Annotated in this window: 17 protein-coding genes; 8 read left to right on the top strand and 9 right to left on the bottom strand. The window is 64.3% G+C overall.

What is annotated here, in order from left to right:
• Window positions 1-7: 7 nt before the first annotated feature.
• From rapZ to ACEN2S_RS13715, 4 genes are read left to right on the top strand one after another with little or no spacing between them, the layout of a single operon-like run.
• Complete coding sequence (gene rapZ / locus ACEN2S_RS13730; RefSeq protein ID WP_441866729.1) at window positions 8-916, top strand: RNase adapter RapZ; 909 nt, start codon at window positions 8-10, stop codon at window positions 914-916.
• Window positions 913-1,311, top strand: coding sequence for a PTS sugar transporter subunit IIA (locus ACEN2S_RS13725; protein WP_441866728.1), 399 nt, complete (start codon window positions 913-915; stop codon window positions 1,309-1,311). The genes rapZ and ACEN2S_RS13725 overlap by 4 nt, the downstream gene beginning before the upstream one ends.
• 26 nt (window positions 1,312-1,337) lie before the next feature.
• Entirely contained in the window at window positions 1,338-1,613 is a 276-nt protein-coding gene (locus tag ACEN2S_RS13720; protein WP_441866727.1) for an HPr family phosphocarrier protein, read from the top strand.
• A 29-nt stretch (window positions 1,614-1,642) separates the two neighbouring features.
• The gene (locus ACEN2S_RS13715) at window positions 1,643-2,503 is read left to right on the top strand and encodes a lysophospholipid acyltransferase family protein (protein WP_441866726.1); all 861 of its coding nucleotides are present in this window, start codon (window positions 1,643-1,645) and stop codon (window positions 2,501-2,503) included.
• A gap of 113 nt (window positions 2,504-2,616) precedes the next feature.
• Here ACEN2S_RS13715 and ACEN2S_RS13710 read toward each other — a convergent pair whose 3' ends face one another.
• Entirely contained in the window at window positions 2,617-3,492 is an 876-nt protein-coding gene (locus ACEN2S_RS13710; protein ID WP_441866725.1) for a 3-hydroxybutyryl-CoA dehydrogenase, read from the bottom strand.
• A gap of 153 nt (window positions 3,493-3,645) precedes the next feature.
• Here ACEN2S_RS13710 and ACEN2S_RS13705 point away from each other — a divergent pair, with 153 nt between their 5' ends.
• Entirely contained in the window at window positions 3,646-4,467 is an 822-nt protein-coding gene (locus ACEN2S_RS13705; RefSeq protein ID WP_441866724.1) for a DUF6473 family protein, read from the top strand.
• 66 nt (window positions 4,468-4,533) lie between these two features.
• Here ACEN2S_RS13705 and ACEN2S_RS13700 read toward each other — a convergent pair whose 3' ends face one another.
• Window positions 4,534-4,905, bottom strand: a complete 372-nt coding sequence (locus ACEN2S_RS13700) for a winged helix-turn-helix transcriptional regulator (RefSeq protein WP_441866723.1) — start codon at window positions 4,903-4,905, stop codon at window positions 4,534-4,536.
• A 124-nt stretch (window positions 4,906-5,029) separates the two neighbouring features.
• Between ACEN2S_RS13700 and ACEN2S_RS13695 the strand changes: the two genes are divergently transcribed.
• Entirely contained in the window at window positions 5,030-5,881 is an 852-nt protein-coding gene (locus ACEN2S_RS13695) for an SDR family oxidoreductase (protein WP_441866722.1), read from the top strand.
• A 101-nt stretch (window positions 5,882-5,982) separates the two neighbouring features.
• Here the strand turns inward: ACEN2S_RS13695 and ACEN2S_RS13690 are convergent, their stop codons facing one another.
• The 6 genes from ACEN2S_RS13690 to ACEN2S_RS13665 all read right to left on the bottom strand — a co-directional run bounded on the left by ACEN2S_RS13690 (window position 5,983) and on the right by ACEN2S_RS13665 (window position 10,266).
• Window positions 5,983-6,909, bottom strand: coding sequence for an electron transfer flavoprotein subunit alpha/FixB family protein (locus tag ACEN2S_RS13690; protein WP_441866721.1), 927 nt, complete (start codon window positions 6,907-6,909; stop codon window positions 5,983-5,985).
• Window positions 6,909-7,670 (bottom strand): electron transfer flavoprotein subunit beta/FixA family protein, encoded by a 762-nt coding sequence (locus tag ACEN2S_RS13685; protein WP_441866720.1) that lies wholly within the window; start codon window positions 7,668-7,670, stop codon window positions 6,909-6,911. The genes ACEN2S_RS13690 and ACEN2S_RS13685 overlap by 1 nt, the downstream gene beginning before the upstream one ends.
• Before the next feature lie 192 nt (window positions 7,671-7,862).
• Window positions 7,863-8,435 (bottom strand): cob(I)yrinic acid a,c-diamide adenosyltransferase, encoded by a 573-nt coding sequence (locus ACEN2S_RS13680; RefSeq protein ID WP_441866719.1) that lies wholly within the window; start codon window positions 8,433-8,435, stop codon window positions 7,863-7,865.
• A 6-nt stretch (window positions 8,436-8,441) separates the two neighbouring features.
• Window positions 8,442-8,642: a twin transmembrane helix small protein gene (locus ACEN2S_RS13675; RefSeq protein ID WP_441866718.1), complete on the bottom strand. Its 201-nt coding sequence runs from the start codon at window positions 8,640-8,642 to the stop codon at window positions 8,442-8,444.
• 85 nt (window positions 8,643-8,727) lie between these two features.
• A complete protein-coding gene (locus tag ACEN2S_RS13670) occupies window positions 8,728-9,555 on the bottom strand; it encodes an SDR family NAD(P)-dependent oxidoreductase (protein ID WP_441866717.1) in 828 nt (275 codons plus the stop codon).
• Window positions 9,556-9,657: 102 nt separating this feature from the next.
• Window positions 9,658-10,266, bottom strand: coding sequence for an SH3 domain-containing protein (locus ACEN2S_RS13665; RefSeq protein ID WP_441866716.1), 609 nt, complete (start codon window positions 10,264-10,266; stop codon window positions 9,658-9,660).
• A 192-nt stretch (window positions 10,267-10,458) separates the two neighbouring features.
• On the opposite strand from ACEN2S_RS13665, the gene parC reads away from it, so the two are divergent.
• Window positions 10,459-12,717: a DNA topoisomerase IV subunit A gene (gene parC / locus ACEN2S_RS13660; RefSeq protein ID WP_441866715.1), complete on the top strand. Its 2,259-nt coding sequence runs from the start codon at window positions 10,459-10,461 to the stop codon at window positions 12,715-12,717.
• A gap of 71 nt (window positions 12,718-12,788) precedes the next feature.
• Here parC and ACEN2S_RS13655 read toward each other — a convergent pair whose 3' ends face one another.
• Window positions 12,789-14,165 (bottom strand): cytochrome P450, encoded by a 1,377-nt coding sequence (locus ACEN2S_RS13655; RefSeq protein ID WP_441866714.1) that lies wholly within the window; start codon window positions 14,163-14,165, stop codon window positions 12,789-12,791.
• A 141-nt stretch (window positions 14,166-14,306) separates the two neighbouring features.
• On the opposite strand from ACEN2S_RS13655, the gene ACEN2S_RS13650 reads away from it, so the two are divergent.
• Window positions 14,307-14,967: GTP-binding protein (locus ACEN2S_RS13650; RefSeq protein WP_441866713.1), on the top strand; the 661-nt coding region annotated here is incomplete at its 3' end.

Raw genomic sequence — 14,967 nt, 5'->3', positions numbered from 1 at the left:
GGACAACATGGGCGACTTGCCGCAGGTACAACGTCTGGTTCTGGTCACCGGCCCCTCGGGCGCCGGACGTTCGACCGCGATCAACACGCTGGAAGACCTTGGCTATGAGACCATCGACAATCTGCCGATGAGCCTGATCCCCCGGCTGATGGACGGCCCGCCGATCAACCGGCCCGTGGCGCTGGGCGTGGATGTGCGCAACCGCGAGTTTTCCGCCGCCAATCTGATCGAATTGATCGACCGGCTGACCCGCGCGCCCGAGGCCGATCTGGACGTCCTCTATATGGATTGCGCCCCCGATGAGCTGGTGCGCCGCTATTCCGAGACCCGGCGGCGGCACCCTCTCGCACCACAAGAAGCCCCCGCGCAGGGCATCGCCGCCGAGATTGACCTGCTGGCCCCGATCCGGGCGCGGGCGGATGTGCTGATCGACACCACCGGCATGTCCGTGCACGATGCCCGCGCCGAGATTGAGCGTTGGTTCGCACCGGGCAAGGGGGGCAGCATGGCGGTCAGCCTGCACAGTTTCAGCTACAAACGCGGCGTGCCGCGCGGGCTCGATCTGATGTTTGACTGCCGCTTTCTGGCCAATCCGCATTGGGTGCCGGACCTGCGCGCGCTCGACGGCCGCGATGAGGCCGTGGCCGCCTACGTCGCGGGTGATGAACGCTACGGCGGTTTCGTTGCGCGGGTCATGGATCTTGTGCTCTATGTCTTGCCGGAACATGTCGCGGAAGGCAAAAGCCATCTGTCGATCGGCTTTGGCTGCACCGGCGGGCAGCACCGTTCGGTAGCGGTAACGGAATATATGGCCAAAGCGCTTGCAGCGGCCGGATGGCAGGTGTCTAAACGGCACCGGGAATTGGAACGCCGGGCGCAGGTCGCGCCCCAGGCATTAGTCGGAGCGGGCGCGTGATCGGGATCGTGATCGTGGCACATGGCGGATTGGCACGCGAATATCTCGCGGCGGTGGAACATGTTGTGGGGCCGCAGACCGGCATCCGCGCCATCACCATCGAGGAAGACCATGACCGCAGCCAGAAACAGGCCGAGATCTGTGCGGCCGCCGATGCGGTCGATGCGGGCCAGGGTGTGGTGGTGGTCACCGATATGTTCGGGGGCTCTCCCTCCAACCTGAGCCTGCTGGCCTGCGCGCCGTCAAACCGGCGGATTATCTATGGCGCCAATCTGCCGATGCTGATCAAGCTGGCAAAGTCACGCCAATTGGCGGTAGAACCAGCAGTAGATGCGGCATTGGACGCCGGGCGGCGGTATATCAACAGCTACTCGGCGGATCCTGCCGGCATCTGAGGCCGGATGAGACGTTGGGAGCAGGTATGCAGGTTGGCACACGACAACTGAAGATCGTGAATGAAAAGGGCCTGCACGCGCGGGCCTCCGCGCGATTCGTCGAAGTGGTGGAGGCGCATGATGCCCGCGCCGAGGTGGAAAAGGACGGCATGCGCGTCTCGGGCGATTCGATCATGGGGCTTTTGATGTTGGCAGCCTCGCGGGGAACCTCTATTGACGTCCGCACCAGCGGGCCCGAGGCCGAGAAGCTGGCGGATGCGCTCGAAGCGCTGGTGGCCGACAAATTCGGCGAAGACTTCTGAGCGGCGCAGACAGGAAGGAATCCCCCATCGTGGCGGAGACGGAAACAGGCCGGGCGGTTGGCGCAAATGGCAAGGCCTATGACAAAAAGCGCCTGTCCTATGCGGGGACGTTCACCAACCCCTGGAAAGCGAATTCGATCCGGGTGATCGAATGGCTGACGGCCAAGGCGCGACTGCTCTATCTGATCCGCAAGTTTGAGCGTAAAGGCGCCCCTTTCGGGCAGCCCTTCTGGCCGCAGGCGCTGGAAATCATGGGGATCGACGTGCAGACCCCGGATGAGCAGGTCGCGCGCATCCCCGCCACCGGCCCGCTCGTTGTGGTGGCCAACCACCCGCATGGGCTGGTGGATGGCATGGTGATGGCCGAGCTGATCGGCCGGGTGCGCACGGATTACAAGATTCTGACGCGCTCTCTGTTGACGGGCATTCCCGAGATCGCGGAATTCCTGATCCCGGTGCCCTTCCCGCATGAAGCCAATGCGCGCGAGGAAAGCCTCGCCATGCGCAACGAATGCATGAGCCATCTGAAGGCGGGTGGCGTGATCGTGCTGTTCCCGGCGGGCAAGGTCGCCGCCTCCGAGACCCTCTTTGGCCCGGCGATCGAGGCGGAATGGAACCCGTTCACCGCCAAGATGGTGGCCCGCTCCGGCGCGGCCGTGCTGCCGATGTATTTCCCGGGCCACAACACGCGGCTCTATCTCATCGCCAACAAGCTCTCGGCGACGCTGCGGCAGGGGCTGTTGCTGCATGAGATCAAGGCCGCGCTGAACAAGCCGCAAAAGCCGGTGATCGGTCATCCGATCTATCCCGATGAGATGCGCGACGGGCTGAAAAACGCCAGTGGTTTCCTGGCCTGGTTGCGCGAGCACACATTGGCGCTGCGCGACTGAGCTTGCTTCGGATCAAATATCCCCGCCGGAGGCTTCGGGTCTGACCGTGGAAGCCTCCGGCGGGGAATTTCAGATCAGGCAAAGCGCAAGGCGTTTCCGCAGCGGGCGGCGCCTCAGCGCGTCGGCACCGGCGTCTCCCCGCGGTAGTCGTAGAAGCCGCGGCCGGTTTTGCGGCCAAGCCATCCCGCTTCCACATATTTCGTCAGCAGCGGGCAGGGGCGGTACTTGGTATCGGCCAGCCCGTCGTGCAGCACGTTCATGATCGCCAGACAGGTGTCGAGCCCGATGAAGTCGGCCAGTTCCAGCGGCCCCATCGGGTGGTTGGCGCCAAGCTTCAGCGATTCATCGATGGATTTGACCGAGCCGACACCTTCATAAAGCGTGTAGACCGCTTCGTTGATCATCGGCATCAGGATGCGGTTGACGATGAAGGCGGGGAAATCCTCAGAAGAGGCCGCGGTCTTGCCGAGCTTGTTCACGACGGCCAGCAGCGCCTCATAGGTCTCGGTGTTGGTGGCGATGCCGCGGATCAGCTCGACCAGCTGCATCACCGGAACCGGGTTCATGAAGTGAAAACCCATGAACTTCTCCGGCCGGTCGGTGCGGCTGGCCAGACGGGTGATCGAGATCGACGAGGTATTGGAGGTGAGAATCGTTGTCGGCTTCAGATGCGGCAACAGGTCTTCAAAAATGGCTTGCTTCACGGTTTCCCGCTCGGTGGCGGCTTCGATCACCAGATCGCATTGCCCCAGATCGGGCAGCGACAGTGTCGTCCTGATCCGCGCCATGGCGACCGCCTTGTCCTCGGCGCTGACCTTGCCACGGCTGACCTGGCGCTCGATGTTGCGGTCGATGATCGCGACGGCCTTTTGCAGGCCTTCGGCGCTGATGTCGTTCAAAAGAACATCAAATCCCGCCAGCGCGAAGACATGGGCAATGCCATTCCCCATCTGGCCTGCACCCACGATTCCGACCGATTGAATGTCCATCCGCGTCCCCTTTGGTTCTTGCCCTGACCATATGCGGCAGGGCGCGCGGGGCGCAAGGTATAAGCAAATTTCAACACATTGTTCCTTTAGCCCTTTGGCAAGGCTTGTCCGGCAATTTGGTCGCGGGTGAGTCGACTATTAAAGGTGGGACCGATGGCTTTTGAGCATCAGGGCGCGGGGGCGCTTGACTATTTTCCATGTCGCTACGGCAAATCGAAACTGTTGTTTCGGGGGCCAAGGCGTAATCTTGATCAGACATTCTGTGCGGCGCTGGGGGGCACCGAGACCTATGGCAAGTTCATTCAGAAACCCTGGCCCGCGCTGGTAGAGCAGCGCATTGGCGTACCAACCATCAATCTGGGGTATCTGAACGCGGGGACGGATGTCTTTGTGAATGAGCCCGAGATCACCGAGGCCTGCAGCAAGGCGGCGGTGACGGTGGTGCAACTCATGGGCGCGCAGAACATGTCCAACCGCTTCTACGCGGTGCATCCGCGCCGCAATGACCGCTTCCTGCGCGCCTCGTCGATGATGCAGGCGGTGTTCCGCGAGGTGGATTTCACCGAATTCAACTTCACCCGGCACATGCTGCATGCCTTGGCAGACCGGGCGCCGGACAAGTTTGATCTGGTGGTGGATGAACTGCGCGCCGCCTGGGTGGCACGGATGAAAATGCTGCTGGAGAAGGTTGAAGGCCGGGTGATCCTGCTCTGGCTTGGCGATCACCGTGCGCCGGGCAACCGCGACCGTCTGGGCCCGGATCCGTTGCTGGTGGATCAGGCGATGGTCGACGAATTGTTGCCCTTTGCGGCTGAACTGGTCCGGGTCGAGCCTTCGGCCGCGGCGCGGGCGGCGGGCACGGCGGGCATGCATTTCGCCGCGATGGAAGAGCCTGCGGCGGCGGGCATGCCGGGGCCGATGGTGCATCAGGAAGTGGCCGAGGCCATTGCCCCGGTGATGCAGCGCCTGCTCTGACACCACCCCGTAACCTCAAAGGCCCGGCATTGCGCCGGGCCTTTTGCGATTCGGTGGGGGGGGCGATCAGCGCCGGCGCTGGGCTTTGTGTTGCTCCTGCGCCGCCTGAATGCGCGGCAGATTCCCCTCGATCCAATCGGTCATCCCCTCCACACGCTGCGCGATCTCGCGCCCCATCGGGGTCAGCGCATAATCGACATGCGGCGGTACCACCGGATGCGCAATGCGCTGCACGAAACCATCCGCCTCCTGCGCCTGCAGGGTTTCCGCCAGCATTTTCTCGCTGATCCCCTTGATCCGCCGCCGCAGGTCCGAGAACCGCTGCGTGCCTGCCAACAGCGCGAGCAGCGTCAGCGCGCCCCAACGGCTGGTCACATGCCGCAACACATCGCGCGAGGGGCATTGATCGGAAAACACCTGACCCCGATCCATCGCCATGGCGAGTGATCCTTGTCCGGCCGGGGGTTCATCTCCGCGCATCATGCTTACCTTTTTGTGCGTACTTACGATTTGTAAGTACATGCGCTAGAGATGCAGCACAAGCTTATTCAGGAGAGAGAAGATGATCGCAGTCACAGGGGCCACTGGCCAACTTGGGCGTCTGGTGCTGGCAGCGCTGGCACAAAAGGTTCCGGCGGGGGACATTGTGGCGCTGGTGCGCAGTCCGGAGAAGGCCGCCGATCTGGCCGCCGCGGGCTATGTGGTGCGGGCGGGGGACTACACGGATCCCGCCGCCTTGCAGGCCGCGCTGGCCGGGGTGGAGAAGCTCTTGCTGATCTCCTCCAGCGAGGTCGGCCAGCGCGCCGCGCAACACGCCAATGTCATCGCCGCGGCCAAGGCGGCGGGCGTCCAGCTCGTGGCTTACACCAGCATCCTGCATGCTGACACGTCGGTTCTGGCGCTGGCCGAAGAACATGTCGCGACCGAAGCGGCGCTTGCGGCCTCGGGCCTGCCCCATGTTCTCCTGCGCAACGGCTGGTATCTTGAAAACTACCTCGGCAATGTGGCGCCGGGTGTCGCCCATGGCGTGGTGATCGGTGCTGCAGGTGACGGTGTGATCCATGCGGCAGCGCGGGCGGATTACGCCGCGGCCGCCGCCGAGGTGCTGACCGCGCCGGATCAGGCGGGCAAGATCTACGAACTGGCCGGGGATACCGGCTTCACCATGGCACAATTCGCGGCAACTCTGACGGATCTTTCCGGCAAACCCGTCGCCTATCAGAACCTCGCCGAGGCGGATTATGCCAAAGCCCTTGAAGGTTTCGGCCTGCCCGCGCCCTTCGCGGCGGTGCTGGCGGATTCTGACATCGGCGCCTCCAAAGGCGGTCTCAGCGACACCAGCGGTACGCTCGGCAAGCTGATCGGCCGCCCGACCACGCCCCTCGCCACCGTGCTGAAAGCTGCGCTGGCCTGATCCATCCACGAAAAAGGCCCGGGGTTTCCCCCGGACCTTTCCTTTCTTCTTGGCTGAAATACCTCCCGCGGAGCGGCCCCACCTGACCGCCCGCGGTGGCATCAGAGCTTCGAGGTCAGCTCCGGCACCGCGGTGAACAGATCCGCGACCAGGCCGTAATCGGCCACCTGGAAGATCGGTGCTTCTTCATCCTTGTTGATCGCCACGATGACTTTCGAGTCCTTCATCCCGGCCAAATGCTGGATCGCCCCCGAAATACCGCAGGCGATATAAAGGTCCGGTGCCACCACTTTGCCCGTCTGGCCCACTTGCCAGTCGTTCGGTGCAAAGCCGCTGTCCACCGCCGCACGGCTGGCGCCGACGGCCGCGCCGAGTTTGTCGGCGAGCGCCGCGATGATCGCGAAATCGGCCTCCGAGCCCACGCCACGGCCCCCCGAGACGACGATCTTCGCCGAGGTCAGTTCCGGCCGGTCGGACGACGCAACCTTGTCTTCCACCCAGCTGCTCAGGCCCTTGTCACCGGCCGCGGCTGCGGCTTCCACCGGGGCGGAGCCACCGGCACCGGCCGCTTCAAAGCCTGCGGTGCGGATCGTGGCGACCTTCACCGGATCGGCAGAGGTCACCGTCTGGATCGCATTGCCCGCATAGATCGGCCGCTCAAAAGTGTCCGCATCCAGGATCGCGGTCACATCCGACAGCACCATCACATCGAGAAGGGCCGCCACGCGCGGCAGCACGTTCTTGGCGCTGGCGGTCGAGGGGGCGAGGATATGGGTGACGCCGCCTGCGAGGCTGACGATCAAATCTGCCAGAGGCTCGGCCAGACCATGCGCATAGGCGGCATCATCGGCGACCAGCACCTTTTCCACGCCCGCCAGCGTCGCCGCCGTGGCCGCAGCCCCGGCCACACCGGCGCCCGCCACCAGCACCGTCACCGGGCCGAGGGCTTTTGCCGCCGAGACGGCTTTCGCGGTCGCATCGAGGGCCAGATCGGCGCCATTCACTTCGGCAATCAGCAGAACCGACATCAGAGCACCCCCGCTTCGTCTTTGAGTTTGGCGATCAGCTCATCGACCGAGCCGACCTTGACGCCCGCCTTGCGGCCCGCCGGTTCCACGGTTTTCACCACGGTCAGACGCGGGGTCACATCAACGCCGTAATCGCCGGGGGTCTTCTCCTCGAGCGGTTTTTTCTTGGCTTTCATGATATTGGGCAGCGAGGCATAGCGCGGCTCGTTCAGCCGCAGATCGGCGGTGATGATCGCGGGCAGCGTCACCGAAATGGTCTGCAAACCGCCGTCCACTTCGCGCGTCACCGTGGCTTTGCCATCGGCAATTGTCACTTCCGAGGCGAAGGCCGCCTGAGACCAGCCCAGCAGCGCCGCGAGCATCTGCCCGGTGGCGTTCATGTCGTTATCAATCGCCTGTTTCCCGGCGATGATCAGCTCCGCGCCCTCGGCCTCGGCCACGGCTTTCAGGAGTTTCGCCACGGCCAGCGGCTCGATGTCCTGATGCACATCCGAAGAGGCTTCGATCAGGATCGCGCGGTCAGCGCCCATGGCCAGCGCGGTGCGCAGGGTTTCCTGCGCCTGTTTCACGCCGACGGAGACGGCGATGATCTCGGTGACCACGCCTTTTTCCTTCAGCCGGATCGCCTCTTCCACCGCGATCTCGTCGAACGGGTTCATCGACATCTTGACGTTGGCGAGATCGACGCCCGTGCCATCCGCCTTCACGCGGACTTTCACGTTATAGTCAATCACGCGCTTCACGGGTACGAGTACCTTCATCGGCGAGTGTCTCCTTATGGTCATTCGCGCCCCGGTCGGGGCGGCAATTCACGCTCTCGGCAATTTTGTTACCTGAGCGTTTCCGAAGGGGACAGCGCAAAATCGACCCGCTAGCGCTAAAGGACGCCACGTTTTCAAAAAGCTGATTTTTCCAGACCGATTTTCGCCTCTGGGAAACCCGGCGAAACGGCGTCAGCGGTTGGCGCCGGGCACCCAGAGCACATCGGCGCGGCCCTCATCATTCGCAATCCGGGCGGCGACAAAGAACCAGTCGGACAACCGGTTTAGATATTTGATCGCCGCCGGGTTGACCGATTCTGCGGTTGACAGCTCGACCGTGCAGCGCTCGGCCCGGCGCGAAACGGTGCGGCAGAGGTGCAGATGCGCCGACAGTGCGGTGCCGCCGGGCAGGATGAAACTGCGCAAAGGCTCCAGCCGGGCGTTCATCGCGTCAATCTCGGCCTCCAGACGGTCGGTCTGGGCGGGCTGGATGCGCAGCACCGGATAGGGCGCGGCGGCATCCTCTTCCATTGCCGGGCGGCAAAGATCAGCGCCGAGGTCAAAGAGGTCGTTCTGGATGCGGGCGAGGGCGGCGGCCATCTCGCCTTCGGCATGGAGTTTCGCCATGCCCAAGGTGGCGTTGGTTTCATCCACGGTGCCATAGGCGGTGACGCGCAGCGAATGTTTGGCCACGCGGGCGCCATCGCCCAGAGCCGTGTCGCCGCCATCGCCGGTGCGGGTGTAGATTCGGTTCAGAACAACCATGGTGCCTTACCCTTTGCGCAGCCAGACAAACAGCAGGATCAGGCCGATGGCCACGGCCTGTGCCGCCACGCGCAGGCGCATGATCTTGTTGGAATACTTTCGGTTGAACTCGCCGCCTTTGGCAAAGCTGCCGATGCCGATCATCAAGATGACCAGAACCGCGAAACAGGCCAGGACGACGACGTAAAACACCGGATCATTGCGCATGGGAACCCCCTAGGTTGCCCCTGAGATAGCGGGCATGGCGTGAAAAGCGAAGGATATTTGCCGAAATCGGCTGCGGCACGCGGCCTCAGCCCAGCCCGGCCAGCCAATCGAGGGCGCGGTTGGGCAAGAGGCGGCGCGCGATTCCCATGATATAGGTGGGGGTGGTCACATAATAGCGCGGTGCCGGGTTCGGCACGGTGAGGGCGGTCAGGATCTTGGCAGTGACCGCGCTGGCGGGAAGCTGGAACCGGTCCTTGCCGCTCGGCTCATAGAGACGCTTCAGCAGGCTCGTGCGGTATTGCTCAATCCGCGGGCTGTTCTGCCAGTCGATCCATTTCTCGAAATGCGGGATCGAATTGACCCGGATCTTGGAGGCAATCGGGCCGGGCTCGATCAGCACCACCTTAATCGGCGTATCCGACATTTCCAGCCGCAGCACGTCGGTCAGCCCTTCCAGCGCGAATTTGGTGGCGACATAGGCGCCGCGCCAACGGATGCCGACGAGGCCCAGCACCGAGGAGCAATTGAGGATCCGCCCGTGGCCCTGCGCCCGCATCACCGGGATGACCAGTTTGGTCAGATCCTGCAGACCAAAGAGATTGACCTCGAAAATCTCGCGCAGCGCTTCGGCGGGCAGGTCTTCGACCGCGCCGGGGCAGGCGAAGGCGGCGTTGTTGTACAGCGCATCCAGCGTGCCGCCGGTGCGCCGCAGCGCCTCGGCCAGCCCTTCGCGGATGCTGGCCGGATCGGCCATATCGAGGCGGAAGCTCTCCAGACCGGCATCTTCCAGACGTTCGCAATCGCTCTGGCGGCGGCAGGTGGCGAAGACCCGCCAGCCTGCGGCTTTCAGCCCAAAGGCGGCATCGTAACCGATGCCCGAGGAGCAACCGGTGATCAGGATGGATTTCTGCATGGCGGCCTCATGTTCTTTGCGCCGTTGCCTAGGCGGTTTTTGCCGCTGCCGCAACGGGACAACATGTCTGGCCTGTGGAACCGCCGGGGCGTGGCCGCGGGATCAGGGCGCGGTCGCGCCGAGGAATTTGCTCGCCACCCAGCCTTCGGTGCCCGAGGCGGTCAGATGCACCTGCGCCCAGCCCCCTGTCTCGGCCAAAACCGCCACCTCTGCGCCGCGGCGGGCGCGGCCGATGATGGCATAGCCTGTGCCGGAACCTGCGCGGATGTTTAGCCCGTTTGCAGTGATGAAGCGCAGATCTGCATCCTCGCCGGGGGGGGCCACCTCAGTCGTCGCGGCCTCGCGCTGGCGGTATTCGGGCGAGGGTTTCAGCGGCGGGCCGGGCATCGGCTCGGGACGGAGCGCGGGGGCGGCTTCGGGAACAGTGACATCGGCCGTTGCACTGTGGGTGCCGCCGGTGCCAAGGCTGGCCGGGATCAGCATGGCCTCCGCGGTGTTTTGCCGCCGCGCGCCCAAAATCGACGGGGATGCGACCGCCTGCGTGCCTAGGGTGTCGCCCGCCGCATCGCCGCCAAAGGTCGCGGCAGAGGCAGGGGCCGGCCGCGCGGTGGCCTGAGCGGTCTCGTATCGGTTTTCCGCCCCGAACTGCAGCGCCAGATACAGGCCCGTTGCGGTGATTGCGATCAACTTGATCATGCGAAACATGGCCATAGCCCCCTCGTCTGGTGCAGTGTTAACGTCGCCAAAACCCCTTCAGTTCCGTCACATCGGCAGCCTGCCGCTGATTTTATAACTTTTCTGTGAGAGCATCTTGAAGCCTGCTGCGCCACCGGACCACCTGTCGAAAAAGGCCGTATCTTTTTCCCGCTGGACCGGGCGGCGTCGGGCCATTACATCCAAGGCATGACCGAAGAGATCGAAAACACCCCCGGGACGACGCATACCGAACCGCTCAGCCGTGCCATCGGTGAGCGCTATCTGACCTATGCACTGTCAACGATCATGCACCGGGCCCTGCCCGATGCCCGCGACGGGCTGAAACCTGTGCACCGACGCATTCTGTTCGCGATGCGCGAGCTGAAGCTGAGCCCCACGGGCGGCTTCCGGAAATCGGCGAAAATCTCCGGCGATGTGATGGGCAACTATCACCCGCATGGCGATTCCGCGATTTATGACGCGATGGCGCGGCTGGCGCAGGATTTCAACGTCCGCTACCCGCTGGTCGACGGCCAGGGGAACTTTGGCAATATCGACGGCGATAACCCGGCCGCCAGCCGCTATACCGAGGCGCGGCTGACCCGCGCCGCCGAGGCGCTGATGGAAGGGCTGGCGGAGAACGCCGTTGATTTCCGTCCGAACTATGACGGCACTCTGGAAGAACCCATCGTGCTGCCCGCCGCTTTCCCCAACCTGCTCGCCAATGGCTCGAGCGGGATTGCTGTGGGCATGGCGACCAACATTCCGCCGCACAATCTGGATGAGCTGATCGGCGCCTGTCTGCATCTGATCCAGCGCCCGGACAGTGCTGATGAAAATCTGGTGGCTTTGGTGCCGGGGCCGGATTTCCCGACAGGCGGCGTGCTGGTGGAACCGCGCGAGAATATCCTTGAGGCCTACCGCACCGGGCGCGGCAGTTTCCGCCTGCGGGCGCGCTGGGCGATCGAGGATCTGGGGCGCGGTCAGTGGCAGATCGTCGTCACCGAGATCCCCTATCAGGTGCAGAAGTCGAAACTGATCGAGCGTCTGGCTGAGCTGATCCAGACCAAGAAGGTACCGCTTCTGGCCGATGTCCGCGACGAGAGCGCCGACGATGTGCGCATCGTGCTGGAGCCTCGCGCGCGCAACATTGATGCCGATATGCTGATGGGCATGCTCTTCCGCAACTCGGATCTTGAGATCCGCTTCAGCCTGAACATGAACGTGCTGATCGACGGCCGGGTACCGAAGGTCTGCAGCCTGAAAGAAGTACTGCGCGCCTTCCTCGACCACCGCCGCGACGTGTTGCAGCGCCGCTCGCAGCACCGGCTGGACAAGATCGCGCATCGGCTGGAAGTGCTGAACGGCTATATCATCGCCTATCTCAACCTCGACCGAGTGATCGAGATCATCCGTACCGAGGATGAGCCGAAACCGGCGCTGATGAGCGAGAATTGGGCGGTTGTGGATGGCGAGGCGGCCTTCCTCACCGATGTGCAGGCCGAAGCCATTCTGAACATGCGCCTGCGGTCCTTGCGGCGTCTGGAAGAGATGGAGCTGCGTAACGAGCGCGATGCGCTGATGGCCGAACGCGCTGACCTCATGGGCCTCCTGATGGATGTGGGCGAGCAGTGGCGGCGGATCGCGGCGCAGCTGAAACAGGTGCGCAAGGATTTCGGCAAGGATGCCCCCGGCGGCGCCCGCCGCACCAGCTTTGCCGAGGCGGGTGTGGTCGAGGAAGTGCCGATCGAGGCGATGATCGAGCGCGAGCCGATCACGGTGATCTGCTCGAAAATGGGCTGGATCCGCGCAATGAAGGGCCATCAGAACCTGACCGCCGAGGTCAAGTTCAAGGATGGTGACGAGGGCCGCTTTGTCTTCCACGCCGAGACGACGGATAAAATCCTGCTCGTCGGCTCCAACGGCCGTTTCTACACGGTGCTGGGCGCCAACCTGCCCGGCGGTCGCGGCATGGGCGAGCCGGTGCGGCTGATGGTCGATCTGCCGAACGAGGCGGAGATTGCCGATCTGCTGATTTACCGCGCCGGGGTGAAATACCTGCTGGCCTCGTCGGATGGCGATGGCTTCGTCGTGCCCTCGGAAGAGCTGGTGGCGCAGACCCGGGCCGGGAAACAGGTGCTGAACCTGCGCGACGGCGCGCGGACGCAGGTCTGCCGTGTGGTGGCGGGCGATCATGTGGCCGTGGTGGGCGAGAACCGCAAACTCCTGGTCTTTGCGCTGGAAGAGCTGCCCGAGATGTCGCGCGGCAAGGGTGTGCGACTGCAAAAGTACAAGGATGGCGGTCTGGTCGATGCGATTACCTTCAACCTTGCGGCGGGGCTGAGCTGGAAAGATCCGGCGGGCCGCACGCGGACCGAGCCGGTTCTGGAGGAATGGCTGGCCAAACGGGCCACCGCCGGCCGGATGGCGCCGCGCGGCTTCCCGCGGGACAATCACTTCACCTGATCTGCGGTGGGGCTGCATCAGAGACACAAGGCGCGGTTCCCGGACCGCGCCTTTTGCTTTGGCCGCAGGGGTCAGGCGGGGGTGATGGTCAGCCAGATGCCCCCGGCGGGGCGCAGGGTCAGAATCAGCTCGGGTTCCGGTGCGCGGCCGGGGATGGCGGCAAAGCGGTGCCGGGCGAGCAAAGTGGCGAGGATGATCACCGCCTCTTGCAGCGCGAAATGCGCGCCGATGCAGATGCGCGGCCCCGCGCCAAAGGGCAGATAGGCATAACGGTCGGGCGCGGTCAGAAAGCGGTCGGGCCGGAAGGCATCGGGTTCCTCCCACAGGAGATGGTGACGGTGCAGCGCATAAATCGGCAGCATCACCGTATCGCCCCGGCGGATGTCGCGGCCACAAAGCGTGTCGGCAGCCTGCGCGGTGCGCGAGAGGAACCCGGCGGGGGGATAGAGACGCAAAGCCTCATCAATGATCCGGCGCGTCAGCGGCAGGGCGGGCAGATCCTCCACCGTGGCGGCGCGATCACCCAAGGCCGCCTGCGCCTCGGCCCGCGCGGCGTCTTGCACTGCCGGGTCAAAAGCGCAGAGATAGAGTGCCCAGGAGAGGGTCAGCGCCGTCGTCTCATGCCCCGCCACGATGAAGGTGAGAAGGTTGTCGCGCAGCTCGGCCCGGTTCATCTGCCGTTTGGTCTCGGGGTCTTCGGCCCCATTCAGAAGGTCCAGCAGATCCGGCGTCGCATGCGGCGTTTGCGCCCCGCGCCCGTCGATCGCGGCATCCGCCAGCCGCTTCATGTCGCGCACAGCACTGCCTGACAGCAGCCGCCCCGGTCGCGGGATCCAGCCGGGCAGGCCCAGAATGTCGAGCAGCGACACCTTGGCCGTCTGCGCGATATAGGCGTCAATCGCGCGGTGCACGGCGCTGCGGTCAAAGCCCGGCTCACCGGAAAAGGTGACATCCGAGATCACTTCGAAGGTGGCGGTGACCATTTCATCGTAAAGGTTCACCGCGCGGCCCGCGGGCACCTGCAGCCGGGCACTGGCGGCCTCCGCTGCGGCGGTCATCACCGGGGCCAAAGCCTCGACATTGCGGGCGGCAAAGGCGGGGGCGGCGGCGCGGCGCTGCCAGCGCCAATGCGCGCCTTCGGCGACAAACAGGCTGTCGCCAATGGCCGGGCCGAGGATCAGCTTGGTCACATCCGATTTCGGATAATCCTCAACCCGGTCTTTCAGGATGCGGCGGAGCGCGCCGGGGTCCATCACCATATGCCAGCGTTTGCCGGTCGAGCCCGAGACCATCGGCTGCCGCGTGGCGATTTCCGGGATCAGCCCCAAGAGGTTACGCTGCGCCACCTTGAGGCTGCCCCAGACGCCGAGCGGCCGGGTGGCCAGGGCGGCGCGGGCGGGAACCGCAGCCGGGGCGGCGGCGGGGGGAGGGGGGAATGCGCTGTTCATGCCGCACAAGATAGCCCCCCGTCGCCTGCCGCCAAGGGATACGCTCAAGCGGGCTTGATTTTTCTTCTGGCAGCAAATAGGTAGCGCGCGATGCTCACTCGGGGCCCCGGCGGCCCCCCCAAACCACGAGGCGCCCCCGCGATGGCAAAGGCAAAGTTTGAACGGAACAAACCGCACGTCAACATCGGCACGATTGGCCACGTTGACCACGGCAAAACCACGCTGACCGCTGCGATCACCAAATACTTTGGTGAATTCCGCGCATATGACCAAATCGACGGCGCGCCGGAAGAGAAAGCCCGCGGGATCACCATCTCGACGGCGCACGTGGAATATGAGACGGCGAACCGTCACTACGCCCACGTCGACTGCCCGGGCCACGCTGACTATGTGAAGAACATGATCACCGGTGCGGCACAGATGGACGGCGCGATCCTGGTGGTGAACGCGGCTGACGGCCCGATGCCGCAAACGCGCGAGCACATCCTGCTCGGCCGTCAGGTCGGCATTCCGTACATGGTCGTGTACATGAACAAAGTTGACCAGGTGGATGACGAAGAGCTCATCGAACTGGTTGAGATGGAAATCCGCGAACTGCTGTCGTCCTACGACTACCCGGGCGACGACATTCCGATCATCAAGGGTTCGGCGCTGCACGCAATGAACGGCACCCGTCCGGAAATCGGCGAATCGTCGATCCGGGCGCTGCTGGAAGCGGTTGACAGCTACATCCCGACCCCGGAGCGCGCTGTTGACCAGCCGTTCCTGATGCCGATCGAAGACGTGTTCTCGATCTCGGGCC

This window comes from Phaeovulum sp. W22_SRMD_FR3 (genome assembly GCF_052113705.1).
Taxonomy (GTDB): domain Bacteria; phylum Pseudomonadota; class Alphaproteobacteria; order Rhodobacterales; family Rhodobacteraceae; genus JBGQOG01.
This window is presented reverse-complemented; position numbering and strand designations above follow the sequence as displayed.